24 protein-coding genes are annotated in these 23,190 nt (G+C 67.7%); 7 read left to right on the top strand and 17 right to left on the bottom strand.

Annotated elements, in window-relative coordinates; all coding sequences use genetic code 11:
- Window position 1: 1 nt before the first annotated feature.
- From hrpB to WH5701_RS10020, 3 genes are all read right to left on the bottom strand, one after another.
- Window positions 2–2,566 (bottom strand): ATP-dependent helicase HrpB, encoded by a 2,565-nt coding sequence (gene hrpB, locus WH5701_RS10030; protein ID WP_006172178.1) that lies wholly within the window; start codon window positions 2,564–2,566, stop codon window positions 2–4.
- Window positions 2,567–2,852: 286 nt separating this feature from the next.
- Window positions 2,853–3,236 (bottom strand): hypothetical protein, encoded by a 384-nt coding sequence (locus WH5701_RS10025; protein ID WP_037979909.1) that lies wholly within the window; start codon window positions 3,234–3,236, stop codon window positions 2,853–2,855.
- An 81-nt stretch (window positions 3,237–3,317) separates the two neighbouring features.
- Window positions 3,318–3,626 carry a DUF2973 domain-containing protein gene (locus tag WH5701_RS10020; RefSeq protein WP_006172175.1) on the bottom strand — a complete coding sequence of 103 codons (309 nt, stop codon included), beginning with the start codon at window positions 3,624–3,626 and terminating at the stop codon, window positions 3,318–3,320.
- A 329-nt stretch (window positions 3,627–3,955) separates the two neighbouring features.
- On the opposite strand from WH5701_RS10020, the gene WH5701_RS10015 reads away from it, so the two are divergent.
- Window positions 3,956–5,065 carry a trypsin-like peptidase domain-containing protein gene (locus WH5701_RS10015; RefSeq protein WP_006172174.1) on the top strand — a complete coding sequence of 370 codons (1,110 nt, stop codon included), beginning with the start codon at window positions 3,956–3,958 and terminating at the stop codon, window positions 5,063–5,065.
- A gap of 87 nt (window positions 5,066–5,152) precedes the next feature.
- Here WH5701_RS10015 and WH5701_RS10010 read toward each other — a convergent pair whose 3' ends face one another.
- The 3 genes from WH5701_RS10010 to WH5701_RS10000 form a co-directional block, all read right to left on the bottom strand.
- Window positions 5,153–5,425 (bottom strand): hypothetical protein, encoded by a 273-nt coding sequence (locus tag WH5701_RS10010; RefSeq protein WP_006172172.1) that lies wholly within the window; start codon window positions 5,423–5,425, stop codon window positions 5,153–5,155.
- A gap of 144 nt (window positions 5,426–5,569) precedes the next feature.
- Window positions 5,570–5,785 carry a hypothetical protein gene (locus WH5701_RS10005; protein ID WP_006172170.1) on the bottom strand — a complete coding sequence of 72 codons (216 nt, stop codon included), beginning with the start codon at window positions 5,783–5,785 and terminating at the stop codon, window positions 5,570–5,572.
- 152 nt (window positions 5,786–5,937) lie between these two features.
- Window positions 5,938–7,701 (bottom strand): ATP-binding cassette domain-containing protein, encoded by a 1,764-nt coding sequence (locus WH5701_RS10000; protein ID WP_006172168.1) that lies wholly within the window; start codon window positions 7,699–7,701, stop codon window positions 5,938–5,940.
- A gap of 85 nt (window positions 7,702–7,786) precedes the next feature.
- Between WH5701_RS10000 and WH5701_RS17675 the strand changes: the two genes are divergently transcribed.
- Window positions 7,787–7,963, top strand: a complete 177-nt coding sequence (locus WH5701_RS17675; RefSeq protein ID WP_006172166.1) for a hypothetical protein — start codon at window positions 7,787–7,789, stop codon at window positions 7,961–7,963.
- 27 nt (window positions 7,964–7,990) lie between these two features.
- Here WH5701_RS17675 and WH5701_RS09995 read toward each other — a convergent pair whose 3' ends face one another.
- Both WH5701_RS09995 and WH5701_RS09990 read right to left on the bottom strand, forming a co-directional pair.
- Entirely contained in the window at window positions 7,991–8,248 is a 258-nt protein-coding gene (locus WH5701_RS09995; RefSeq protein WP_006172164.1) for a hypothetical protein, read from the bottom strand.
- Between the two features lie 309 nt (window positions 8,249–8,557).
- Window positions 8,558–8,887 (bottom strand): hypothetical protein, encoded by a 330-nt coding sequence (locus WH5701_RS09990; protein WP_006172163.1) that lies wholly within the window; start codon window positions 8,885–8,887, stop codon window positions 8,558–8,560.
- 92 nt (window positions 8,888–8,979) lie between these two features.
- Here WH5701_RS09990 and WH5701_RS09985 point away from each other — a divergent pair, with 92 nt between their 5' ends.
- Window positions 8,980–9,309, top strand: a complete 330-nt coding sequence (locus WH5701_RS09985; RefSeq protein ID WP_006172162.1) for a hypothetical protein — start codon at window positions 8,980–8,982, stop codon at window positions 9,307–9,309.
- Between the two features lie 15 nt (window positions 9,310–9,324).
- On the opposite strand, the gene WH5701_RS09980 is transcribed toward WH5701_RS09985, so the two are convergent.
- The 7 genes from WH5701_RS09980 to WH5701_RS09950 form a co-directional block, all read right to left on the bottom strand.
- A complete protein-coding gene (locus WH5701_RS09980) occupies window positions 9,325–10,494 on the bottom strand; it encodes an anhydro-N-acetylmuramic acid kinase (RefSeq protein WP_006172161.1) in 1,170 nt (389 codons plus the stop codon).
- Complete coding sequence (locus WH5701_RS09975; protein WP_006172159.1) at window positions 10,494–11,198, bottom strand: TrkA family potassium uptake protein; 705 nt, start codon at window positions 11,196–11,198, stop codon at window positions 10,494–10,496. Before WH5701_RS09975 ends, WH5701_RS09980 begins: the two co-directional genes overlap by 1 nt.
- A 131-nt stretch (window positions 11,199–11,329) precedes the next feature.
- Entirely contained in the window at window positions 11,330–11,965 is a 636-nt protein-coding gene (locus WH5701_RS09970; RefSeq protein ID WP_006172158.1) for a peroxiredoxin, read from the bottom strand.
- A 100-nt stretch (window positions 11,966–12,065) separates the two neighbouring features.
- The gene (locus WH5701_RS09965) at window positions 12,066–13,877 is read right to left on the bottom strand and encodes an SLC13 family permease (protein ID WP_006172156.1); all 1,812 of its coding nucleotides are present in this window, start codon (window positions 13,875–13,877) and stop codon (window positions 12,066–12,068) included.
- A gap of 11 nt (window positions 13,878–13,888) precedes the next feature.
- Entirely contained in the window at window positions 13,889–15,535 is a 1,647-nt protein-coding gene (gene hflX / locus WH5701_RS09960) for a GTPase HflX (protein ID WP_006172155.1), read from the bottom strand.
- Window positions 15,532–16,194 (bottom strand): HAD-IA family hydrolase, encoded by a 663-nt coding sequence (locus WH5701_RS09955; RefSeq protein WP_006172153.1) that lies wholly within the window; start codon window positions 16,192–16,194, stop codon window positions 15,532–15,534. Before WH5701_RS09955 ends, hflX begins: the two co-directional genes overlap by 4 nt.
- Entirely contained in the window at window positions 16,191–17,432 is a 1,242-nt protein-coding gene (locus WH5701_RS09950) for an NAD(P)/FAD-dependent oxidoreductase (protein WP_006172151.1), read from the bottom strand. The genes WH5701_RS09955 and WH5701_RS09950 overlap by 4 nt, the downstream gene beginning before the upstream one ends.
- A gap of 63 nt (window positions 17,433–17,495) precedes the next feature.
- Between WH5701_RS09950 and WH5701_RS09945 the strand changes: the two genes are divergently transcribed.
- On the top strand, window positions 17,496–18,257 hold the full coding sequence (locus WH5701_RS09945; protein ID WP_006172149.1) for a phosphoadenylyl-sulfate reductase: 762 nt from the start codon (window positions 17,496–17,498) through the stop codon (window positions 18,255–18,257).
- Between the two features lie 3 nt (window positions 18,258–18,260).
- Complete coding sequence (locus WH5701_RS09940) at window positions 18,261–19,061, top strand: type III pantothenate kinase (RefSeq protein ID WP_006172147.1); 801 nt, start codon at window positions 18,261–18,263, stop codon at window positions 19,059–19,061.
- Here WH5701_RS09940 and bcp read toward each other — a convergent pair.
- Window positions 19,009–19,476: a thioredoxin-dependent thiol peroxidase gene (gene bcp / locus WH5701_RS09935; protein WP_006172146.1), complete on the bottom strand. Its 468-nt coding sequence runs from the start codon at window positions 19,474–19,476 to the stop codon at window positions 19,009–19,011. The two genes, WH5701_RS09940 and bcp, sit on opposite strands and share 53 nt — an antisense overlap.
- Before the next feature lie 64 nt (window positions 19,477–19,540).
- Between bcp and WH5701_RS09930 the strand changes: the two genes are divergently transcribed.
- Together WH5701_RS09930 and WH5701_RS09925 are read left to right on the top strand one after the other, a co-directional pair.
- Window positions 19,541–20,047, top strand: coding sequence for a hypothetical protein (locus WH5701_RS09930; protein WP_006172144.1), 507 nt, complete (start codon window positions 19,541–19,543; stop codon window positions 20,045–20,047).
- A 90-nt stretch (window positions 20,048–20,137) separates the two neighbouring features.
- Complete coding sequence (locus WH5701_RS09925) at window positions 20,138–20,833, top strand: alpha/beta hydrolase (RefSeq protein WP_006172142.1); 696 nt, start codon at window positions 20,138–20,140, stop codon at window positions 20,831–20,833.
- A gap of 98 nt (window positions 20,834–20,931) precedes the next feature.
- Here WH5701_RS09925 and WH5701_RS09920 read toward each other — a convergent pair whose 3' ends face one another.
- Window positions 20,932–23,160, bottom strand: coding sequence for an AAA family ATPase (locus tag WH5701_RS09920; protein WP_006172140.1), 2,229 nt, complete (start codon window positions 23,158–23,160; stop codon window positions 20,932–20,934).
- Between the last annotated feature and the right edge of the window lie 30 nt (window positions 23,161–23,190).

Raw genomic sequence — 23,190 nt, 5'->3', positions numbered from 1 at the left:
CTCATGGCGTCCTGGCTGATCCCTGACGGTTGCGGGCCTGGGCGCGGCTGGTGGCGGCAGTGGGCACGGCCTGAGCCGGATCTTCTGGCCAGGGATGCCTGGGGTAGCGCCCCCTGAGCTCCCGGCGCACCTGGGCATAGCTTCCCCGCCAGAAACCGCCCAGATCCTGGGTGATCTGCACCGGGCGCCTGGCTGGGGAGAGCAGATGCAGGCTCACCGGCAGCACACCCTCCAGAACTCTGGGCCCCTCGCTCAGACCAAACAGTTCCTGGAGTTTCACGGCGAGCACGGGCTCGCCACTGCCGTAGTCCAGTCGGGCCTTGCGCCCGGTGGGAAGGACGATCTGGCTGGGGAGCAGGCGTTCCAGCTCCTGGCGTTGCTCCCAGGGCAGCCCGCTCCAGAGCCCTTCCTTCAGGTCGAGCTGGCGTAGATCGTCCAGGGCACGCAGGCCGAGCAGCTGATCTCCCAGCCACTCCTCCAGCTCTCGCGCCAACGCTGCCTCGCTGCGATCGGGCCAGGGTCTTCCCAGGCGAGCGTGGGCCAGGGTGAGGCGGTGTTGCAGGTCACGGCTGTCGCGGGTCCAGGGCAGCACCCCCAGACCGAGCGAACGGATGCCTTCCAGCACCGCCGCCAGCACAGCCGCCTCTGGTGGGTCGTCCCAGGGGCGACGCTCCAGCACCAGGGCCCCGAGCCGCCGCTCGATCACGGCCCGCACCCGTCGCTCGGCCGGCTCCCAGCTCACCAGCGGCAGCTGGCAGCCCTGCTCGGCATGAAGTCTCTCCAGGCTCTGGCGCTGCAGCGGCAAGGCCTGGAGGATGCGAACATCGCTGCCGCTACCGTCCACCGTTGCCACCGCCAGCACGGTGTGGCCAGCCAGGGGGTCGTGGGCCGGCAGTTGGGCCCCGCGGCCACTGCGCATGAGAAAGCGCCCCTGCCCCTCCAGGCGTGCCAGGGCGATCCGCTCGGGATAGGCGCAGCTCAGAAGCCATGCTGCCGCCTCAGCCTCCGCCAGACAGGAGGTGCCGGCTGCTGGCAGGGAGGTCCCCTGCAACTGCTGCTGGAGTTGTCGGCAGAGCTGCCTGAGCGGCCCTCGCCTGGGGTCACGCCCGTCCTGGCGCAGCCAGTCGAGGCGGGCCATCAGATCGCTGCCCGCCCCCTGGCCCGCCAGGGGGTCGCGTTCATTGAGCAGGGTCGCCAGCTCGCAAGCCAGCCGGGCCCTGCCCAGGCGCTGGCCTTCCAGCAGCATGTGAGCCAGGCGGGGATGCAGTCCCAGCTGGGCCATGGCCCGGCCATGGGCGGTGAGAACCCCCTGCTGGTCGACGGCGCCCAGCTGAGTGAGCAGCTCCAGTCCCTGGCGCAGGGCGGCCTGCGGCGGCGGGTCCAGCCAGGGGAGCGATTCTCCCAGGCCTGCCCCCCAGCGGGCGAGTTGCAGCACCAGGGGCAGGGGATCCGCTTCCAGCAGCTCGGGCGGGTCGTAGGCCGGCCGCCGTTGCTGCTCTGCCGCCGACCAGAGCCTCACGCAGCAGCCGGGCCCCAGGCGCCCGGCCCGGCCCCGCCGCTGCTCGGCGCTGGCCTGGCTGGCGGGCAGGGTGACCAGTCCGTCCATGCCGGTGCGGGGATCGAAGCGGCTGCGCCGGCTCAGACCGCTGTCGACCACCAGACGAACGCCCTCGATCGTGAGGGAGCTTTCGGCGATTGCGGTGGTGAGCACCACCTTGCCGCCGGCATGGAGGCTGGCGTCGATGGCGCGACCCTGGGCCTCAAGAGACAGGCCTCCGTGCAGGGTATGGAGCTCCGTCCGCTGGCCCCAACTGGTGTTCTCGATCGTGCGCAGCGCCTGCTGGATCTCCCGTTGGCCCGGCAGGAACACCAGGGCCGTACCGGCTTCGCACTCCTCCTCCTGCAGCCAGTGGCCCTCGAGGGCGCGCACCACCTGGGCCCCCAGCGGCTCCCGCTCCCGTGGCAGTTGGTGGTGCAGCTCCACCGGATGGCTGCGCCCCTCGCAGCTGAGCACCACCGCGTCCGGAAGTTGCTGGCTGAGGGGTTGCAGGTTGAGTGTGGCCGACATCACCAGCAGCCGTAGCTGGGGATTCAGCAGAGGGCGGGCTTCCCGCAACAGGGCCAGGGCGAGATCGGCGTCGCTGCGACGCTCGTGAAATTCATCGAAGATCACTGCCGCCACACCGTCGAGAGCAGGATCGTCCTGAAGACGGCGCAGAAAAAGACCGTCGGTGAGCACCTCCAGGCGGGTTGCTCTGGAACAGCGCTGCTCCAGCCTCACTCGATAGCCCACCAGGGCGCCAACCGGCTCTCCGAGGGCTTCGGCCAGGCGGGTGGCGGCGGCTTTAGCCGCGAGCCGACGGGGCTCGAGCATCAGGATGCTGCCCAGCTCACCCTGGCCGGTGGCCAAGTGCTGCAGCAGGGCAAGGGGGACGCGGGTGGTTTTGCCGGCCCCGGGTGGGGCCTGAAGAAGAAGGGTGCCGCCGGGGGGAAGTTGGTGCAGGATCTCCGGCAGCAGCGGGTCGATCGGCAACGCTTCCCCGTGGCGGTTGCAGGGGAAGCCCATGGAGTTCAGCAGGGGGTGATGGGCCCCGCAGGCGAAAGCGTCTGGAGCGGTGCCAGGAGGCTCAACCTAGGAGCCGCAGGACAAGGGCCAGCAGGGCGGTGCTGAGCAATCCCAGGGAGGCCAGCAAGCGCACAAGCGGCCCGACGGACAGGCCCAGAGAGGACATGAAGAAAATCGGAAGAAGTGGATGCCGATGTTTTAACGCCGCCGGGTGGGGTGGGCGGTGTTGATGGCCACGTTTCGTCGCCACACGTTGGAATGATCACAGAGCCGAAGCTCCCGCTGATCAGCGCACGTGACGGGCCCCATCCACCGGGTGGTAGGCCTCTCCGGTGGTTTCCTCGTAGACAATCGCCGGCAGGCCCGTTTCGAACATGGTCTGGAGGGCCTCTTTGAGGTAGGGGTTCCAGCCGCCGGTGCTGACTTTGCCGTGGCGCACGGTCCAGTCCCAGGTGCCCTGCAGGTCTCGGGGGATGCGGCCTTCACGGTCGCGGCGGGCCACCAGGTCCTGAGATTCCACCAGCCCCACCAGAATCGGGTCTTTGCCGTAGGCAGGGGTCAGGCTCAGCTCCAGGCGGATGGGGTCGTCTTTGATCAGGTGAAGGCGGAAACGGGGCGGCAGCTTCAGTCCGCGCAGCACGGCCGCCACAATGCGTGTTTTCTGATCCAATTCTCGGCCTCCGCCAGAACTCGGGTTCACCAACCGGTTGTACCAGCCGGAAGGATCGCCCCAAGATATGAAGGAGCCGGATCAGTCGGTCTGGGCCGGGAGCTTGGGGGGATCGTTGTCTCCACCGAAGCGCACGGTGAGCAGATCCTCAGAGGTGATCTGCCCATCGGCATCGAGGAGCTCGGGGTGGATGGTGAGCCTGCCCGTGCGGTCTCCTTTGAGCTGGGCCTCGTCAGCCTGACCTGGAGCCATGGGTATTGAGCTGCCTGGATCGCCCGGGCGAGGGACAGCCGAAAATCCCCTGGCCATCACCTTGAAAGCCTGCCAGAGGAGAATCAGCAGGCAAGCTCCGTAGAGGATCGGAAAGATCTGAGACAACAACGGTGCCATTGGCGGCTCGGCGGTGCTGGGAAAATCCCGCTCACACCTCCATCATTGCCTGGATGAGGCTCCCTGGGCGAGCTTCCAGGCCCAGAGGCTGCTGCAAGCGGCTCCAAAGGCAAGAAAAATGAGCAACAACGAGCTCGTATCCATGGTTCGTTCGCAAATCTTTGTAAAGCCTAGGCGCTGGTCTGGTCTTTTGTCTGGGTCTTCCCGCTGCACTTCGTCACACCTTGGCGGGTGACCGGCCTTACGTGCAGCCCGCCACTGCCGTTACGGTCCAAAAACCCTTGTGAACCTCTGACGTGACGACGATGAAGTCCCTCTGGCGTCGGTCCATGCGTCCTGTTCTGCCCCTGGCCCTGCTGCTGGGATCTCCGCTGCTGCCGCTTGCTCCCCTGCCTGCCCTGGCCAGGCCTGCGGCGGCGGCGTCCCTCTCCCGCCAGTCGTTCGTGGCCGATGCGGTGCGCCGTTCAGGTCCGGCCGTGGTCACGATCGACACCGAGCGCACCGTTGTTCGCCCGGGCAGCGGCGGACTGCCGCCGGGAATGATGCTCGATCCTTTCTTCCGGCGTTTTTTCCCCCAGGCCCAGCAGCCCAGTCAGCGCACTGAGCGGGGCCAGGGCAGCGGCGTGATCTTCCAGTCCAATGGTCTGATCCTCACCAATGCCCATGTGGTCGAGAAAACTGACCGGGTCTTCGTGGGGCTCAAGGATGGCCGTCGCACGGAGGGCAAGGTGATCGGCCTCGACAACCTCACCGATCTGGCCCTGGTGCGGCTGATGGAGCCAGGTCCCTGGCCTGTGGCCCCCCTGGGCAATTCCGATGCTCTTCAGGTGGGTGACTGGGCGATTGCGGTGGGAAACCCCTACGGGCTGGATAACACCGTGACCATGGGCATCGTCAGCAACCTCAACCGCAATGTGGCCAAGCTGGGCATCACTGACAAGCGGCTGGATCTGATTCAGACCGACGCGGCGATCAATCCGGGCAATTCCGGTGGCCCCCTGCTCAATGCCGACGGTGAAGTGGTGGGGATCAACACCCTGGTGCGCTCAGGTCCCGGAGCGGGCCTGGGCTTTGCCATTCCGATCAACCGGGCCCGGGAGATCGCCAATCAATTGCTGGCCACGGGCCGGGTCAGTCACCCGATGATCGGCGTGGGGCTCGACAACCTTCCCCCCGAGCTGAAGCGCAGCTTGAGTGGGGGTGCGCTGGTGCGTTCGGTGATGCCTGGAGGCCCAGCCTCAAGAGCTGGTCTGCGCAGTGGAGACGTGATCGTGGCGGCGGCAGGCAAGCCGGTGGCCGGTCCGTCTCAGATGGTGGACGCCGTGGAGGCCAATGGTGTCGGGCGGCCGATGGCGCTCAAGGTGATGCGGGGCGGCACCCCGGTTCAGCTTGAGGTGGTGCCCACGGGCATGGAAAGTGGCAGGAGACAAGCCCGGTAAGCGCCGAAGTGATGATCCATGCAGACGAGGAGAGCACCATGGCAACCATGGGCTCCCCTCTGGATGGGATCAGCGCTGATCCCTGGTTCAGAGGACATCCATCGAACCGTTGACGTTTGGCTGGGAGGAGCTCTCACGGGATGGGACAGCTGCAGACCTCGCCAGGCCTCCGAACTGGCTGGGGGTTCCCAGCTGCTGGCGCATGATCCATTCCGTGGCGGCTTTCTGGGTGTGCCAGGCCTGCAGCAGTTGCTTGGCCAGACCACGCAACGACTGGGGATCCCCAGTGGAATCGATCATGCGGGTCATGCGCTCCAGCTCAAACTTTTGACCAAGGCTGAGGGCGAGCGGTTCGGACATACGAGACATCGCGACGGGGCAGTGAAGCCACGCCAATGCTACGAAGTGTTTCGGGTGCTCGCGTAGCGACCGGCACAGAGTTACCGATTTTTTGTCAGCATCTGCCCATGGCGTCGAGGCGTTTGGGCTGGCGCTGGAGGGGGCTCAGTGGTGCTCCCGGAGCTGCTCCACGCACTGGGTGATGCACTCGCCGTCGTCAAGGGAGCAGGTGGTGATGCACTCGAAGTAGCTCTCCACCGAATCACCGCCTTCGTCGTGGCCGAGGCTGGTGGCGGTGGCGATCACGGCCATGCCCAGAGCGGGTTGGTGGGAGCCTGATCCGCCTTGGCTGGCAGGGGGGTGGCCGAAGGAATGGGTCATGCGCCGGACCTGGGAATGGGGATAAGGTCAGGATATGGAGATCATTCCGGCGGGTCCAGACAGTTGAGTCTTTTTGCCTACTGAAGGATGAAGTTGTTTGTGCTTGCTTTAGAGATTCAGTTGATTCAAGGCTGAAGGCCGCGCTTTGCCGTTCAGCTGCCGGCGCGGGCGCGGCGTGACTGGGTCTTGTCCTTCTGTTTCTGCCGGTTGGCCTCCTGGCGGGCCTGTTTCACCCGTTCCTGCTGGGCGAGCCTTTGGGCTTCGGCCTCTTCGGCTTTTTTCTCCAGGTAATAGGCGTAGTCGCCCCTGTAGAGCACCAGTTCGCCGTCGCGCAACTCCACGATGCGGTTGGCCACCTGGGAGATGAAGTAGCGGTCGTGGGAGACGATCAGCGCGGCCCCTTCGTAGCCCTGCAAGGCCGACTCCAGCATCTGCTTGGCGGGAATGTCGAGGTGGTTGGTGGGTTCGTCCAGCACCAGAAGGTTGCACGGGGTCAGGAGCATCAACGCCAGCGCCAGGCGGGCCTTCTCGCCGCCGCTGAGCTGGCCCACCTCCTTGAACACGTCGTCGTTGCTGAAGCCGAAATTGCCCAGCAGCGAGCGCACCTGGGTCTGGGTCCAGTCGGGCACGGCCTCGAACAGGGTGTCGACGACGCTGCGCTCGAGATTGAGGGCTTCGGCCTGGTTCTGCTCGAAGTAGCCCGCCACCACGTTGTGCTCCCCCAGGCCGGCCTGGCCCCCGTCGGGGGTTTCCAGTCCCATCACAAGACGCAGCAAGGTGGATTTACCCGCCCCGTTCGGACCGACGAAGGCGATGCGATCACCCCGCTCCACCTCCAGATGGGCACCCAGAAAGAGGATCTTTTCGCCGTAGCTGTGGGTGAGGTCGTCGATCACCGCCACCTGGCGCCCCGAGCGGGGGGCCGGCGGGAACTGGAAGCGGGGGCCTGAGAGTCCCTCGAGCGGGGCCTCGATCCGTTCCACCTTCTCCAGCAGCTTCTCGCGGCTCTTGGCCTGGGTGCTGCGGGTGGCGCTGGCGCGGAAGCGGTCGATGTAGGCCTGCTGGCTGGCCAGTTCCTTCTGCTGGCGCTCGAAGGCGGCCTGGCTGGCTTCCCGCTCCAGGGCCTTCTGCTCCAGGTGCTGGCTGTAGTTGCCGAGGTAGGTGCGTGAGATCCCCCGCTCCGTTTCGACGATCAGGTTGCAGACCCGATCGAGGAAGGCGCGGTCGTGGCTGACCACCACCATGGGCACCTCCTGCTCGAGCAGATACCCCTCCAGCCACTGGATCGTCTCGACATCCAGGTGGTTCGTGGGCTCATCCAGCAGCAGCAGATCCGGGTCCTGCAGCAGGATCTTGCCCAGGGCGATGCGCATCTGCCAGCCGCCGGAATAGGCCCCCACCGGCTCCTCGGCCCCTTCGGGAGTGAAGCCGAGGGTGGGCAGGAGTTTGTCGATGCGGGCATCGAGCTCATAGCCGTGCAGCGCTTCGAAGCGGCTGTGCAGCTGGCCCAGTTCATGGATCAACTCGTCGAGGTGGTGGGGATCGGTGGCCGCCTGATCACTGGCCATCTCGTGCTCCACCCGGTGCTGGCGGATCAGCACATCGGCCGCCTCGCCGAAGGCCTGGAAGAGCTCCTCGCGCACGCTGCGCTCCAGATCCACGTCGAACTCCTGGCGCAGGTAGGCGATGCGGGGATTCCCCTGGCGCACCACCTGGCCCGTGCTGGGTTCCTCCAGGCCCGCGATCAGCCGCAGCTGGGTGGATTTACCGGCGCCGTTGACCCCCACCAGACCGACCCGGTCCCCGGCCTTGACCTCCCAGGTGACATCCCGGAGCACCTCGCCATTGGGATAGATCTTCGAGACACGTTCCAGACGGAGCACGGTTTGGGCGGATCGGCTGTGAAACGTCATCATCTCCGCTCGGGCCGATCAATGGCCAAGACCTGGGTTCGATCGGCTGCGGGCCAGACTGCAGTCCATCCCCCAGGGACCGCCTGCGATGGTGAAACGTCTGGAGCAGCTGGCGGCGCTCGTGGTGGCCGCCGGACTGGCGATCGTGAGCTACTGGCTGTTCTTCAGCTGGGCCCAGGGTGGGCGTGAGCTGCGCCAGGCCCCTCGCGAGAGTCAGCCCGTTCCCGCTGAGCCGTCGCGCACGGGGGCCCGGAAACTCCCCTGACAGAGGAGCCTGCCCGGTGCCCCGGACTCAGAGCCCACCACGGGCTTTGATCAGCCACTGCTTGCTTTCCAGATCGTCAAGGGAGGCCAGATGCTGCCGAACCGACGCTTCGGTGACGGGGAGATCGAATTGGGCTCCCATGGCGATGATGCGCTCGATCGTGCCTTTGGGATCCTGCAAGGCCTGGCGGAACAGCGCTTGGGTCAGGGCCTCATCTCCCTGGATCCGCTCGTAGAGCGCGGCGGTGTTGGCGGCCAGTGCGGGTTCGGGGGGATGCTCGGTCATGGTCACGGGCTTGCTCGCGTCCTGAGCGTTCTGAATGGCACCCTATGGCGGGCCACCAGTGCGGGGCCAGTTTTTGTTGGCTGTTGTTGGATCGATGGCCAAAGAGCTCACCACGAACCGAAACCACCCCACGGCCGAAGGTCCGCCGGTAGAGACGCCGTGAGAGCCCAGCGCCAGGACAGGACCAGAAGAGCGAACAAGAAGCCCGCCTGATGGCCTGAGCGGATGGCCCCTCGTTCTTGTCTTGGCATGCTGCCGCTGAACCGGTGGCCTGGTGCGGCCAAGCCAGGGGAAAGGCCAGAGGAGCCTTCAGGCGGCCTGAGGCGGCTCCACCGATTTGCCTGGTTCACCGCCGCTGGCGCCGCTCTCCAGGCTGCGGGCCTCCAGGCAGAGCAACTGGCGCAGCTGGGCGTAGTTGGCGGCCAGGGGCTGGCGACCCTCCTGCAGGGCGTTGAACTCGGCGCGCTGCAGCACGTGATGAAGATGGGTGAGCAGGTAGGTGCTGATCACCGCTGAAACCTCGACGTCGCTGGAGCCGGCCCCGCGAGCGCTGGGGGTCCCAGGGGAGGCCTGACGCTCCTTGGTGCGACGTGGCTTCGGGGGCTGTCCCGCCGCCGACGTGAGCGCGCTGTTGGGCATGGCTCGTGCTCGGAGCGCTTCAATCCTAGTGCCGGATACTATCCGATGGGATCTCTGTACACTGGTGTGTAACGCGTGGGATCTGTTCCGCTGTGGCCACTCGCCAGACGTCCACGAGCGGCCGCCCCAAGTCCCCCCGCATTCAGGTGGTGCTGCCGGAGGAGCTCTGCGACCGCCTCAGCGCGGCGGCCGAAGCGGAATCGCGAACCGTGAGCAACATGGCCAAGGTGCTGATCCAGAGGGGGCTCGACAGCCTCGAGTTGGCCACGGCTCAGCGTCCCCCGGTGATGGGCGAGCGCTCCAGCGGTCCCGGCAGGCCGACCGAGCGCTTCCGCGAGGTGCTGGAACGTCAGGAGCGCAGCCAGCCCCGACGGCTGCGGGGGCTGCCGCGGCGTCTGCGTCTGCCCCGCTCCAGCGCCTGAGTCGCTCCCCTCGGGCTAAAGGGTTGGATCAGCCCTGACCCCCATCACCGCCGCCAGGCGAGCCCCGGTCACCGAGGGCAGGCAGCCGGCATGTCCATGCTGATGCCACCAGGCGAACAGGGCAAAGCCGAGGGCCTCACGGGCGGCCTCGTCGAGGCCCAGCTCCGCCAGCGGCCGCACCCACAGCCCCCGGCAGCGGCGCCTGAGCTGATCCATCAGCATCGCGTTGCGGGCTCCGCCTCCGGCCACCACCAGCTCCAGTGGCCTTGGCCCATGGCGAAGATCGGCCGCCACCACCGCCGCGCTGAAGGCCGTGAGGGTGGCCAGGGCATCCGCGGGCTCCAGGTGGGCTCCAGCGGCGGCCGCCCGCTGCTCCAGATCATGGAGACGCCGCTCCAGATCCGGCAGGCCGAAATCTTCCCGGCCGGTGGACTTCGGTGGCGGCAGCTGAAAGAAGGGCTCCTGCAACCACGACTGGATCAACTCCTCCTGCACCACGCCCCGGCTGGCCCAGGCGCCGCCCTTGTCGTAGCTGAGGCTGCCCTGGCTGAAGCGGTTCACCGCCAGGTCGATCAGGCTGTTGGCCGGGCCGCAGTCCCAGCCGCGCACTGGCTGCTGGCGCTCGGGCCCCTGGGCTGGCGGCAACAGGGTGAGGTTGGCGATCCCTCCGAGGTTGAGCACGGCGCGCCAGCCCCCGATCGGCTCCAGCAGGGCCGCATCGGCTGCGGGCACCAGAGGGGCACCATGCCCCCCCAGGGCCAGGTCGTGGGCGCGCAGATCGAATACCACCGGCCGCTTCAGCAACTGGGCCAGCAGCGGCCCCTGCAGCAGCTGCCAGCTGGCGCCGCGCCGGCCCTCCTGTGGTGCCCGGTGCCAGATGGTCTGGCCATGGCAGCCCACGAGCTCGGCACGGCCGCCTGGATCGCAGCGGCGGGCGCACTCGGCCTGGGCTTCGCTCACAGCTTCGGCCAGATCCAGCAGTGCAGCCGCCGCCAATGGCTGACCCTGCCCCACCGCGATCAGCTGGGCCCGCAGATCGCTTGGGTACGGATAGAAGCAGTGGTGGAGCACACGCCAGCGGGGACGCGCCAGGGGGGGCTGGAAGCTGGCCAGCACCGCGTCCACCCCATCGGCGCTGGTACCGCTCATCAGTCCGAGCACAAGGCTGGGCCGCCCCGGGATCATCACAACTGGGGCAGGCCTTCGAGCGCCTGAACGGTTCCCATCACCACCAGCAGATCCCCCTCGCTGAGCACGTGGGAGGCTGGGGGGTTGACCGAGAGCCGGTTCTCGGGGCCGGCCGCCAGAACGCTCACCTCATAGTTCTTGCGCAGGTTCAGATCGCGCAGGGAGCGGCCGATGAAGGCCTGAGGCACCTTGATCTCCTCGATGCTGTTGCGATCGTCGAGCCTGAGGCGATCCAGCAGGTTGGGGCGCACCAGCTGACGGGCCAGCTGCTCCCCCTGCATGCGTGAGGGAAAGACCACCTTGTCGGCCCCAACCCGGCGCAGCATCTTCTCGTGCAGATCGCTGGTGGCCCTGGCGATCACCTGCTTCACCCGGCTGCCCTCGCTGTCCTTGACGATCAAGGTGGCGGTGATGCTGGCGGCGATCGGTTCGCTGATGCCCACCACCACAGTGTTGAGATCGAGAACGCCCGCCTCCCGCAGAGCCTCTTCATCGGTGCAGTCGAGGGCTCGGGCCTCGATGGCCGGATCGACCTGGCGCAAGGCATCGATGGCGCGCTGGTCCCTGTCGATCGCCAGCACCTCGGCGCCGCAGCGCACCAGTTCCTTGCAGACAGCTGTGCCGAAACGCCCCACGCCGATCACCGCGAAACTGTCCGGTGCGGCCGTTCCGGCTCCCTGCCAGCGCCACCAGTTGGTCATCGAGGCTCATCCGCTTGCGCGGCCATTCTGTGACCCGCACCCACCGGGCAAAAAAAATCCCGCCGCAGGCGGGAGTGAACCGGCAGGGAAAACCAGCCGATGGGCCGTCGCCGATCAGGCTGGCTGGTTTCTCACTTGTTGGGCTGGGGGGTCATGCGCAGGTAGGGCTTGATCTCGGTGACACCCTTGGGGAACTTGACGCGGGCGTCTTCGGTGGCGATCGAGGGAACCACCACGCAGTCTTCGCCGTCTTTCCAGTTCACCGGGGTAGCCACCTGGTGGTGGTCGGTGAGCTGCAGGGAATCGATCACCCGCAGGATCTCGTCGAAGTTGCGGCCGGTGCTGGCGGGGTAGGTGATCTGCAGGCGCAGCTTCTTGTTCGGATCGATGATGAAGACCGAGCGCACCGTCAGGTTGTTGAGGGCGTTCGGATGGATCATCCCGTAGAGATCGCTCACCGACTTGTCGGCGTCGGCCAGGATCGGGTAGTCGACCGTGGTGCTCTGGGTTTCGTTGATGTCACCGATCCAGCCCTTGTGGCTTTCAGCGGAATCCACGCTCAGGGCAATCGTTTTGACGTTGCGCTTCTCCCATTCGGGGCGCAGGCGTGACACCTCGCCGAGTTCGGTGGTGCACACCGGGGTGTAGTCGGCGGGGTGAGAGAAGAGCACCACCCAGCTGTCGCCGGCGAAGTCGTAGAGGTTGATCGGACCCAGCTGGGAGTCCTGGGTGAAATCGGGAACGGTGTCGCCGAGTTGCAGCGTCATGGAAAAAAGCGTGTTGGGAGAGAGGAAAGGGGGCGTGGCGGGAAGGGGCGTCCTTCCGCGGCCGCATCCCGGGCCTGAGCCACGTTAGGCATCGAGGGGGCTAGATCCCGAACTGCCTGCAGATCAGCCAGGGGACCAGCAGGGTCATGGTCAGGGTGAGTGGTAGGCCGTAGCGGGCCACATCGAGGAAGCGGTAGCGGCCGGGGCCGAAGACCATCAGGTTGGTCTGGTAGCCCACGGGGCTGAGGAAGCTCTGGCTGGCGCCGAAGAGCACGGTGAAGATGAAGCCCATGGGCTGCTGCCCCAGGCCCTGGGCCAGCTGGGCCGCGATCGGGATCACCAGCGCCACCGTGGCGGCATTGCTCATCACCTCGGTGAGCAGGGTGGTGAACAGGAACACCATCACCAGCGCCCAGAACACAGGCCATCCCTTCACCATCAGCAGCATCGCCTTGGCGATGGCCTCCGCCAGGCCGGTTTTCTCCAGGGCCACGCTGAAGCTCGCCAGCGAGCCCAGCAGCAGGATCACATCCAGCCGGATCGAGCGCTGCAGGTCGCCTGGCCGCAGGCAGCCACTGGCCACCATGGCCACCGTTCCCAGCAGCACCGAAGCCACCAGCGGCAGCAGTTTGAAGGTGGGCAGCAGGATCGCTAGCAGGGCGATCACCATGGCGACCCCCTTGCGGCTGGCCGTGGGGAGGTCTTTTTCCAGCTGCTCGAGCACCACCAGGTCGTTGTTGGCTTGCAGGCCGCGGATCGCATCGCGGGGCGCCTGCAGCAGCACCACGTCGCCATCGCGCAGCACGATTCGGCCCAGCCGTTCGCGCAGCACTTCGTTGCCGCGGCGCAGGGCGAGCACCGTGGCGTTGTAGCGCTGGCGGAAGCGCAGATCCCGCAGGGATTCACCGGCCAGGGTGGAGCCTGCGGGCAGCAGCACCTCCACGGTGCGTTGACTGGCCGCGTCGACGGCCTCGATCTCGCCGTCTTCGAGCTTTGCCGGCGCCAGCGTGACCATCCGCTCCTGCTGCAGGCGCAGCAGATCCTCGCGACCGCACCTCAGCAGCAGGCGGTCGTGTTCAACCAGTGGCATGTCCGCCAGGGGGGGCAGAAAGCGCTCGCTGGCGCGGTGCAGCTCCAGCACGTCGAGATCGAAGCGCCGCTGCAGGCGGCTGTCGTGCAGCGATCGGCCCAGCAGTTCCGAGTTCCTGGGGATCAGGACCTCGGTGAGGTAACCGCTGCGGGCCATCCCGCCCATCAGGTCGTCCTCGTCGACCCCACGATTGGGCAGGAAGCGGTCGGCCAGCACCACCATCATGGCTCCGCCCACCAGCCACACTCCCAGGCCGATGCCGGTGAAGCTGAACAGGTCGAACTCGCCGTAGCCAAGCTTTTTGCTGACATCGCTGGCCAGCAGGTTCACCGAACTGCCCAGCAGCGTGAGGGTGCCCCCCAGCACCGTGGCGAAGGAGAGCGGCAGCAACACCTTCGAAGGGGCGATCCGGTGCCGGTGGCACCAGCCCTCGATCACGGGCAGCAGAGTGGCCACGATCGGGGTGTTGGGGATGAAGCCTGAGACAGGGCCCACCACAGCCACCATCAGGGTGATCATCCGTTTGGGGCTGCGCACCGCATTGGAGCCGATCAGGGCCCGCAGGCGGTCGAGGGCCCCGGAGCGGAACAGGCCGGCCGAGAGGGCAAACAGGCCCATCAGGGTGACCAGGGCCGTGCTGCCGAAGCCCTCCACGGCCTCGGCTGGCTTGAGCACACCGGTGGCCATCAACAGGCTGGCCGCCAGCAGACCAGTGAGCTCGGGAGCGAGCCAGCCGCTGATGAACAGCACAATCGCCAGGGCCAGCACCAGCAGGGTGATCAGGGCCTGGGGCTGGAGGGCGGCCTGAAGCAGGTCGTCCATGGACGCAATCCCTACGTGGATTGTGGCCAATCTTGCAGCATGTCGCGCAGGTGCTGCAATCCCAGTCCTGCCGTTGCGGAAATGAACACCACGTCGGCGTCGAATGAGCGGGCCTGCTCCAGGGCGGTGGCGGGGCAGCGATCGATCTGATTGGCCACCAGGCGGCGGGGGGCATGGCTGCCGAGGGAATCGAGGATGGTGTGAACCGTTCTGAGCTGCACGGGCCAGGCCGGATCGGCCAGATCCACCACGATCAGCAACCCGTCGGCCTCGAGGGTTTCCTCCAGGGTGGAGCGGAAGGCTTCCACCAGCGGCGGCGGCAATTCGCGAATGAACCCCACCGTGTCTGTGAGCAACAGGCGCCGCACCGCTCCGCTGCCATCGGGCAGATCCAGCCGGCGTGTGGTGGGATCGAGGGTGGCGAACAGCTTGTTCTCCGCCAGGACCTCCTCCCCGGCCACTGGCTGGGTCAGGGCGTTGAGCAGTGAGCTCTTGCCCGCATTGGTGTATCCCACCAGGGCCAACCGCTTCAGCCCACCTCGGCCCTGACGCAGGCGAGCCCGGTGCTCCCCCAGCCGCTCCACGTCGCGCTGCAGCCGCTCGATCCGGCGGGCAATGGCGCGGCGGTCCTTCTCCAGCTGGGTCTCGCCCGGTCCGCGAGTACCGATGCCGCCCCCCTGGCGCGAGAGGCTGAGGCCCCGTCCGCTCAGCCGAGGCAGGCGATAGCGCAGCTGGGCCAGTTCCACCTGCAGGCGCCCGGCGCTGCTGGCGGCCCGCTGGGCGAAAATGTCGAGGATCAGCTCGCTGCGGTCGCTCACCGGCAGGTCCAGCAGGCGCTCCAGGTTGCGGGCCTGTACCGGCGTCAGTTCACGGTCGGTCACCACCAGGGTGGCCCCGAGCCGGCGGGCCTCCAGCGCCGCTTCGCGCAGCTTTCCTTCGCCCCAGAGGGTGTGGGGGGCGGCCTGCTGGCGCTTCTGGCGCACCACCCCCACCGGCAGACCACCGGCGCTGCGCACCAGCCCTTCGAGCTCGGCGATGTCGCGCTGGCTCTCGCTCTCCTCGCCGCTGACCAGAGCCAGCAGCATCACCTGCTCCGGCCCCTGCCGGGTCTGGTTGATCGCCCCGGCCGCTTCCAGCTCGCTGGCCTCGGCGGGGTTGATACCAGGATCACAGAGGTCGGCGAGCTCGCCTTCCAGCCGGCAGGTCCAAGGCTGGGCTTCATCGCGGCTGAGCCCGTAGACGGCGGCGGGCCAGCGTCCACCGGAGCGGGCACGGTCGCTGAAGCGCAGCCAGAACAGGGGCTGCAGGTCCATGCCCACCAGGGCGTCGCTGCCAACGGGCTCCAGCGACTGACCACGGCCGATGCAGCTGAGCAGCCGTAGATCCTGGCCCTGACGCCGCTCAGAGCCAGGCAGGCGCTCGATCAACCGGCCCGATTGCTCCAGGGGACCTACCCACAGCAAGCGGCAGAGGCCGCGGCCATCCACCACCAGGCTGAGGGGCAGCTCCAGCTCCCGGGCCTCGGCCGCCAGCCGCTGCAGCCCCAGCAGGTCGGCGCCCCCTTGCTCCGGGTGGCGCCGCTGGGCCAGGCGCTCCAACCGCCGTTTCTGGGCGGGCCGCAGCCCTGTGACACGGCCGGCGAGGACGGACTGTTTCAATGGCGCCGGATCAGCAGGCAGGTGATTCCGGCTGCCCTGGCACCCGCCAAATCCTCCGGGCTGTCGCCCACATGCCAGACCTGCTCGGGCCGGAGTTCCAGGCCTTCGAGGGCCAGCTCGAAGGGCTTCGGGCTGGGTTTGGCCGCACCGGCCGCACTCGAGACCACCACCAGCTCCAGAAGCTGCGCCAGGCCGAGGGCTTCAAGTAGCCCGTGCAGGCGCTGGTCGAAGTTGCTCACCACCGCCAGGCGCAGGCCAGCCCCGTGCCAGCGGCCGATGGGGCCGATCACATCGGGATACACCCGCCAGAGATCCGGCTCGGCAAAGCGCTCGAACAGCTCGAGAGCCAGCTGTGGGGGAAGTTCAAGCTCTCCCAGGTTGCCGCCGGTTGAGCGCAACGTGTCCTCGATGCGCTGGTGCCACCATTGCTGCTCGGCCGACAGCAGTTCCGGGCCCTCCAGGCCGGGGAAGGCCAGTGGCGGAGCCTGGCGCAGCACAGCGGGAAAAGCCTGATCGATCGCTTCCGGCTCCGCGATCACCCCGTGCCGCCGGGCCACATCCGCATAGGTGTGACCCACTGAGCGGCGCAGGCCGATCAACGTGCCCATGGCATCCAGCAGCAGCGCGGCGGGTGCTCCCGGGTTCAGGGACTCCCTCATCGAGGCACGTTCAGGGGGCGGCCGAGATCGCTCAACCAGCCCGCTGCCACCCTGAGCTGGTGCGGCAGGCCCGGAAGTCTTGAGAGGTAGGTGAGCTGACGGATCCGGTAGGCGGCGGGTCCCGCCAGGGTCAGGCCCAGGCCTGTGAGGCTGGCCTCTCCGATGCCCAGGCTGATCATCTCGCCCAGATCCTTCCAACGGAACGGCTGCAACGACTCACCCTCGAGCGAGCGCAGCAGGTTCTCCGCCAGGCAGTCAGCCTGCTGGAAGGCCACCTGGGCCGTGGCCGCCAGGGGCGCCCCATCGGCATCAGCGACGTGGGCCACATCACCGATCGCAAACACTCCGGGGGTCTGCTTCAGCTCAAGGGTCGATTCGCAGAGCAGGCGGCCCCGGTCATCGAGGCTGGCGGCAGGCTCGATCGGGGGCGGGGCCACCGTCACCCCAGCGGTCCAGATCACGCCATCCACCGGCAGTGTTTCGCGGCTGCTGCCCTCCCCCCCCGCCGTGAGGCTCAACTCCAGACGGCCAGGCTCCAGGGCCAGCACCCGGGTGTGGGTGCGCAGGCGGATGTCGCGGCGCAGCAGCGCCGAGCGGGCCTGCTCGCGGTTGAAGGCCCGGGCCTGGGGCAGCAGATCGGTGCCCTGCTCGATCAGTTCGATCACGGTGCTGCCCTGGAGCAGATCGGCCAGCTTGCAGGCCAGCTCCACCCCGCTCGGTCCGGCTCCCACCAGCGCCAGCCGCTGCAGGGGCCTGGGGTGGCTGCGCAGGTGCTGAACCAGCTCCTGCAGATGCTCCACGTCGGCAAGGCTGCGGAAGGGGATGGCCAACTCCTCCACCCCGGGAATGCCGTAGCTGGTGCCGCGGCTGCCGGTGGCGATCACCAGGCGCGAATAGGCCAGCTGCCGACCCTGCTCGGTGTAGACACAGCCGGCGCTGGCATCGATGCGGCTGATCCGGTCCTGCAGCCAGGCCACTCCCCGGCTGGCCAGCAGGGTGTCGTAGCGGGGGGCCACTTCCCAGCCGCGCAATTCCTCCGAGAGCAGCTCGTAAAGCAGGGGCAGGAACAGGAACCGCTGCTGAGGCTCCACCAGCAGAATCGGCGGGTGATGGCGCTGGGAAGCCAGGGCCAGGGCGGTGTACAGACCGCCGAAGCCGCCGCCGGCAATCAGCACCGGCCTGATGGGGCCGGACGCCTGTGGGGGCGTGTTGGCCGGGCTCCTGCTGGGCTCCTCCATGGGCGAAAGGCCTTGCCGTCTGGGGTTGATCAAACCCTAACCAGCGGTGTTGCCCCGGAGGAGATGATGGAGGCCATGATCAGCCTCACCACGACCCCGTTGCCGACGGATCGGCTGGGCCGGACTGTCGAGCCGGAACCGGCCCTGCGCCTTCTGGAGCCCCTTGATGCCGCTGGGCAACTGGCCTGGGGTTACGAAACCTTCGGCGAGGGGTTCGCGCTCACCACCAGTTTCGGGATCCAGTCGGCGGTGCTGCTGCACATGGCCAGCCGCCTCAGCGAGAGGATCCCCGTGCTCTGGGTGGACACGGGCTACCTGCCCAGCGAGACCTACCTCTATGCCGACAGGCTCTGCACCGCCCTCAATCTGAATCTCAAGGTGGCGCAGGCGGATCTCTCCCCGGCCCGGATGGAGGCGCTCTACGGCCGCCTCTGGGAAACCGGTGGGGTGGAAGACCTTCAGACTTACCACCGCCTGCGCAAGGTGGAGCCCCTGGATCGGCTCTTCCAGGAGCTGGGTGTGCATTGCTGGGCCAGTGGGGTGCGCGGTGGCCAGACCGATCACCGCGGCGCCATGGCCCCCCTCGATGGGGTGCGCGGGCGCTGGTCGCTTCGACCCCTGCTCTCCTGGGGGCCTCGCCAGGTCTTCTATTACATGGAGAGCCATGCCCTGCCCCAGCACCCGCTGTTCGAGCAGGGCTACTCCAGCGTGGGCGACTGGCATTCCAGCCGACCTGACGATGGTGACGGCCGCGCCAGCCGCTTCGGGGGGCTGAAGCAGGAATGCGGCATCCATCTGCCGGGAGTGATGGGCGAGGGCATCTGAGCCGTGGGAGCCGGCGACCTCTGGTTGCTGATCGGCAACAGCCGCTGGCACTGGGTTGAGGCGTTGGCGGAGGCGGCCTCCGACCCAGGATCCCCGGTCCTGCGTTTCAGCCACAGCCCGCCACCTCCTGATCCCGCCCTGCTGCCGTGGGAGCGGCTGCGGGCCTGGGCGGCCGTGGGCCCGGTGCCCTTTCAGGGCAGAGAAAACACCTGTCAGCTCGCGCCGATGGAGGGCCGGCGCCTGCAGCTCGAGCAGGTGCCCCTGCAGCAGCTGCCGCCCTGGTTGGGCATCGATCGTGCTCTGGTGGGCTGGCAGGCCTGGCAGCGCCAGGGCCGGCTGGGGAGAGGGGCTGTGCTGGTGGCCGATGCGGGCACGGCGCTCAGCCTCACCCGGATCGGGGCGACGGGCGCCTTCGCAGGGGGGAGGCTGCAGCCCGGAGTGAGCACCCAGCTGAGCTGCCTGGGGCGGGCCACGGAGCTGCTGCCGCTGCTGGTGCCCGGACCTGAGGGGTTGGATCGTCTCGCCGAGGCGATCGACCCCTGGCCGATCGAGACGGAGCAGGCCATGCGGGTGGGGTGCCTGCTGGGCCTGGCGGCTGCAGTGGCCCAGGCCTGGCGCGACCTGCAACCGCTGGAGCCCACCGCGCTCTGGCTCACCGGCGGCGACGCCCCGAGTCTCGCCCCGCTGCTGCGTCGGGAGCAGGTGCCCTTCAAGCTGGCACCGGAGCTGGCGCTGGAGGCGCTGGTGGCACTCAGTTCAGACCCAGATCCGAGAGGATCTGCTGGGCCATCTCCTCGGCCTTGACCTTCCAGTAGATGAGCTCCAGCTTCCCCTCCGGGTCGACCACGAAGGTGTGGCGCATCATGCCCATGTACTCACGGCCCATGAACTTCTTCAGCCCATAGCTGTCGTAGGCCGCGGCCACCTCACAGGGCTCGGGATCACTGAGCAGGGTGAAGGGCAGCTGGTACTTCGCGATGAACTTGGTGTGGCTGCCGGCTTCGTCCTTGCTGATGCCCAGCACCTTGATGCCGTGCTGCTCGAAGCTGGCCCACTGATCGCGGAATCCGCAGGCTTCCTTGGTGCAGCCTGGGGTGTCGTCCTTGGGATAAAAGTAAAGAACGACTCGCGTTCCACGCAGGTCGGCCAGCGAAACGGATGTGCCGTTCTGGTCGGGAAGGGTGAAGGTGGGGGCCGGATCTCCGATCTGCAGCGTCATGGTTCGACGATTGCCAGGGTTGACCCTAGGTCGCCGGTAGGGTCAGACGTCCTCCCGAAGCCTGATGGCCCTCGCCCTTCGCCTCGGCCTCTCCACCCTGCTGGCGCTGATCGGCGTCGCCGGTCTGGTCCAGCTCACCCTGCAGCCGCCCCTGGCCAGCCGCCCGGGAACTTCGGCGGCCGTTGTGCTGGCCGATCTCGAAGCCCAGGAGGCCCTGTTGGATCAGCGTCAGCAGGCGGCGCTGCTGCTCAACCGCTTCGTGGGGGCCCAGATCACCCGTTACTTCTGGGGTGGCTTCAGCGGCTACCTCGATGTGCTGGGCATCGAAGCCCCCCAGGACATGAAGGCTGAACTGAAGGTGGAGGACCAGAGCGCCCAGCTCAGGCTCATCCCCCGAACGGGCAAGGAGACCTATGTGGCGCGGGTGGAGGCCATCGAAAGTGTGCCGCGAGGGGTGGTCTGCCGCGGAGAGGGCACGCCGGGAGCCTTCTCTTTTCAGTCCGACCGCCTCGGTTGCCCGCCGGGATGGCGGACTCTCGGGAGCCCCAAGCGCCTTCGCCCCACCAGCTGAGGGCTCAAAGGGGGTGGGCCAGCCCAAGGTCTGTCTCCATTCACTTTCAAGATGTTGGCAAGTGCAACTCAGCTGACTAAGTTGAAAGAGATGTTCCTTCGCCTTCCCGTGCTGAAGCGTCTTGCCGCTGGCCTCCTTGCTGGAGCCGCTTTCTCAGCCACAGCCCTGCCCGCTTCGGCAGCTGTGGACAATGATCTCCCTGTTCGTTGGAACACCGGCGGTGCCGTGTGGTCCACCAACCTGGATGCCTTCAAAACGTTCATCGAAGACGGTGATGTGACCGATCGCGGTCTCGCCGGCGGGATCTCTCGCTCCGGCTGGACTGCCAGCGAACTGCGCACCGGTCTGGCCAAGAGCTACAGCGTCGATGTGGTGGGCGTGACCCGCTTCCTCTATTCCGACGCCGGTGTCAAGTTCCTCAAGAACCAGACCCGCAGCTACTTCCCCTACTGGTCGATGTCGACCTACGCCGTTCAGGGTCTGCGTGGCGCGATCATCGCCGACGCCGCCGATGGTTCCATCTCCTCGGCCGGCATCATGGCCGCCCTGCCCACCGACTTCCGTCTGGCTGACACCTGCGGCACTTACGACGGCAAGCAGAACATCTGCGCCGAAGGCAAGTGCCAGGGAGAAGCCCAGTGCACCTCCCTGCTCTCCTGGTACGTCTTCCTGCCGGCCTGCATTCAGGCCAACCAGATGATGGACCCCGTGGCTGAAGTGCGTACCGCTCCCGCTCCCGCTCCTGTCTTCACCCCCCAGAACGAGCCCATCCGCGGCCTCTGGTGACACCGGGCCACTGGCTGAGGCCAGAAGCCCTTTCAGCGAACCCCGGCAGTGCCGGGGTTTTTTTATGGGTGCGCTCCGGCTGGCTCAGCCTGCCGGGATCATCTGCGGTGGGCGATCAGGCGATGGTGGAGCAGGCGCTGGGGAAGCTGCCCTCGGAGCTGACCACGGAACCCTGCTTCCACCGTGGCGATCTCAACGGGGTTCAACACGGTTTCCAGCCGGTTTCGGTAGGCCGCACCGGGGCTGAACCAGCGCTGGTAGGCACTCTCGTTCAGGTCCAGGGTGAGTGACTCCTGCCAGCTCTCCTGTTCCACCTGCCAGTTCATGGCTTCCAGGGCTCCCGTCAGCTCGGTCGGGGTTGGCTGCGCTGTCAGCCAGGTGTCCTCTTCGAAGCTGACGCGTTGCAGCAGCTCAAGCAGGGTCTTGTCAGCCAGAGCAGTCTCTGAGGCGCCAGGCCTGGCCAGCAGTTCCGCCAGCGCCCCGGCGGGACCCAGCAGCGGTCCACTCAGCAGCAGGCGCCACTGCGCCCTTGGGCTGGCCAGCTGATCGAGTTCCTTCAGCCACCGCTGCCACAGCTCTGGCGCGAGTCCCTGGAAGGGCGAGCGGCCCACCAGCCACTCAAAGCGCTCGCCGGGTTCCATCGCTTTGCTCAGGTTCCCAGGCCTGGTCGGATCCAAAGGCTGCAGCCGCGGGCTGCGCAGGCTGTCGAGCAGCTGGCACTGGGCCTGCAGGCGCTCCTGATCCGCTGCGGTATCAACGGTGATCAGTACGCCCCCCTCCGGGCAGTTCTCCAGGGGATCCAGGGCCCAGAGCAGGGACCTGGCCGCCAGGATCAGTGTCCGGTCCTGTCGCCGCCAGTTGGCCCCCTGCCAGAAGCGCTGGCGCAGCTGATCGAGCCGCTCTCCCTCCGCGGCGGCCTGGCGCTGCAGCCAGCGCTCCAGCTCCGCGTCGTCGGGTCCGCTGCTGAGCAGGGGGCCGGAGTCGGCTGCGCTCTCGGCGGCGGCAGCCAGCAGGGCGGCACGCCGCCGCTGCAGCCGGCCCTGCAGGCCCCCCTCCCAGCCGAGGCGACCAGGTAACCAGAACACCTCCCCCTGCAGGGCGGCCGGGAGGTAGGTCTGGGCCACCCAGTGCTCGGCGTAGGCATGGGGGTAGCGATAGCCCACCCCATCGCCGAAGGCCGCCCCATCGCGGTTGGCGTCGCGCAGGTGGGAGGGCACCTCCTGGCGGTTGGTGGCCCGCACGCTCTTGAGGGCGTCAAAGAACCCCAGCAGGCTGTTGCTCTTCTCGGCACCCGCCAGGTAGAGGGCGGCCTGGGCCAGGGGATACAGCCCCTCCGGCAGTCCCACCCGCTCGAAGGCCGCCGCACAGGCTTCCACCACCACCATCGCCTGGGGATCGGCCAGACCGATATCTTCCCCGGCGGAGATCAGCATGCGCCGGAAGATGAAGCGCGGATTCTCACCGGCCTCCACCATCCGCGCCAGCCAGAACAGGGCGGCATCGGGGTCGGAACCCCTGAGCGACTTGATGAAGGCGCTGATCGTGTCGAAATGGGCATCCCCCTGCTTGTCGTAGAGCACGGCCCGCTGCTGGATCGATTGCTCGGCGATCTCCAGGTCGATCCGGATCACCCCGCTGGCATCGGCGGCGCTGCTCTCCACCGCCAGCTCCAGGGCGTTGAGCAGGCTGCGGGCGTCACCGCCGGCCACATCCAGCAGGTGATCGGCAGCCTCGGGGGTCAGCTCCACCGGCCGGCCGCCATAGCCGCGCTCCCCGTCGGCGAGGGCCCGCTCCAGCAGCACCCTCAGATCACGGGGCTCGAGGGGTTGCAGGCGGAACAGCCGCGAGCGGCTCACGAGGGCCTTGTTGACCTCGAAGTAGGGGTTCTCGGTGGTGGCGCCGATCAGGGTCACGGTGCCGTTCTCCACCCAGGGCAGCAGGGCGTCCTGCTGGGCCACGTTGAAGCGATGAACCTCATCGATGAACAGCAGGGTGCGCAGGCCGTGGCGCTCCAGCCGCTGACGTGCCGCCTCCACCTCGACCCGCAGGTCCTTGACCCCAGCCAACACCGCATTGAGGCTGGTGAAATGGGCACGCGTGCTGCTGGCGATGATGCGCGCCAGGGTGGTCTTGCCCACCCCCGGCGGGCCGTGCAGGATCAGGTTGCCCACCCGATCGGCGCGGATCGCCCGCCGCAGCAGCCGCCCGGGGCCCAGGATCTCCGCCTGGCCGACGAACTCTTCGAGGCTACGGGGGCGCAGGCGATCGGCGAGGGGGGCAAGCGCCCGGCGGTGGATCTCCCCCTGATGGCTGAACAGATCGCTCAAAAAGAGTGTGGCGGGATGAGGACAATCCTG

The sequence above is a fragment of the Synechococcus sp. WH 5701 genome, from assembly GCF_000153045.1.
GTDB classification, from domain to species: Bacteria; Cyanobacteriota; Cyanobacteriia; order PCC-6307; family Cyanobiaceae; genus Regnicoccus_A; species Regnicoccus_A antarcticus.
The sequence above is the reverse complement of the archived record's forward strand: the minus strand, read 5'-3'. Positions and strand labels throughout refer to the sequence as shown.

Bases quoted from the DNA above. Each gene is read 5' to 3' on its own strand.
- WH5701_RS09925 (WP_006172142.1), top strand. From the start codon at position 20,138: ATGTTCCTTCGCCTTCCCGTGCTGAAGCGTCTTGCCGCTGGCCTCCTT.
- WH5701_RS09975 (WP_006172159.1), bottom strand. From the start codon at position 11,198: ATGACCAACTGGTGGCGCTGGCAGGGAGCCGGAACGGCCGCACCGGAC.
- WH5701_RS09965 (WP_006172156.1), bottom strand. From the start codon at position 13,877: ATGGACGACCTGCTTCAGGCCGCCCTCCAGCCCCAGGCCCTGATCACC.
- WH5701_RS09970 (WP_006172158.1), bottom strand. From the start codon at position 11,965: ATGACGCTGCAACTCGGCGACACCGTTCCCGATTTCACCCAGGACTCC.
- WH5701_RS09990 (WP_006172163.1), bottom strand. From the start codon at position 8,887: ATGCCCAACAGCGCGCTCACGTCGGCGGCGGGACAGCCCCCGAAGCCA.
- hrpB (WP_006172178.1), bottom strand. From the start codon at position 2,566: ATGGGCTTCCCCTGCAACCGCCACGGGGAAGCGTTGCCGATCGACCCG.
- WH5701_RS17675 (WP_006172166.1), top strand. From the start codon at position 7,787: ATGGTGAAACGTCTGGAGCAGCTGGCGGCGCTCGTGGTGGCCGCCGGA.
- WH5701_RS09945 (WP_006172149.1), top strand. From the start codon at position 17,496: ATGATGGAGGCCATGATCAGCCTCACCACGACCCCGTTGCCGACGGAT.
- WH5701_RS09955 (WP_006172153.1), bottom strand. From the start codon at position 16,194: ATGAGGGAGTCCCTGAACCCGGGAGCACCCGCCGCGCTGCTGCTGGAT.
- WH5701_RS09980 (WP_006172161.1), bottom strand. From the start codon at position 10,494: ATGATCCCGGGGCGGCCCAGCCTTGTGCTCGGACTGATGAGCGGTACC.
- WH5701_RS09950 (WP_006172151.1), bottom strand. From the start codon at position 17,432: ATGGAGGAGCCCAGCAGGAGCCCGGCCAACACGCCCCCACAGGCGTCC.
- WH5701_RS10010 (WP_006172172.1), bottom strand. From the start codon at position 5,425: ATGTCCGAACCGCTCGCCCTCAGCCTTGGTCAAAAGTTTGAGCTGGAG.
- bcp (WP_006172146.1), bottom strand. From the start codon at position 19,476: ATGACGCTGCAGATCGGAGATCCGGCCCCCACCTTCACCCTTCCCGAC.
- WH5701_RS09930 (WP_006172144.1), top strand. From the start codon at position 19,541: ATGGCCCTCGCCCTTCGCCTCGGCCTCTCCACCCTGCTGGCGCTGATC.
- WH5701_RS10005 (WP_006172170.1), bottom strand. From the start codon at position 5,785: ATGACCCATTCCTTCGGCCACCCCCCTGCCAGCCAAGGCGGATCAGGC.
- WH5701_RS10020 (WP_006172175.1), bottom strand. From the start codon at position 3,626: ATGGCACCGTTGTTGTCTCAGATCTTTCCGATCCTCTACGGAGCTTGC.
- WH5701_RS09995 (WP_006172164.1), bottom strand. From the start codon at position 8,248: ATGACCGAGCATCCCCCCGAACCCGCACTGGCCGCCAACACCGCCGCG.
- WH5701_RS10015 (WP_006172174.1), top strand. From the start codon at position 3,956: ATGCGTCCTGTTCTGCCCCTGGCCCTGCTGCTGGGATCTCCGCTGCTG.
- WH5701_RS10000 (WP_006172168.1), bottom strand. From the start codon at position 7,701: ATGATGACGTTTCACAGCCGATCCGCCCAAACCGTGCTCCGTCTGGAA.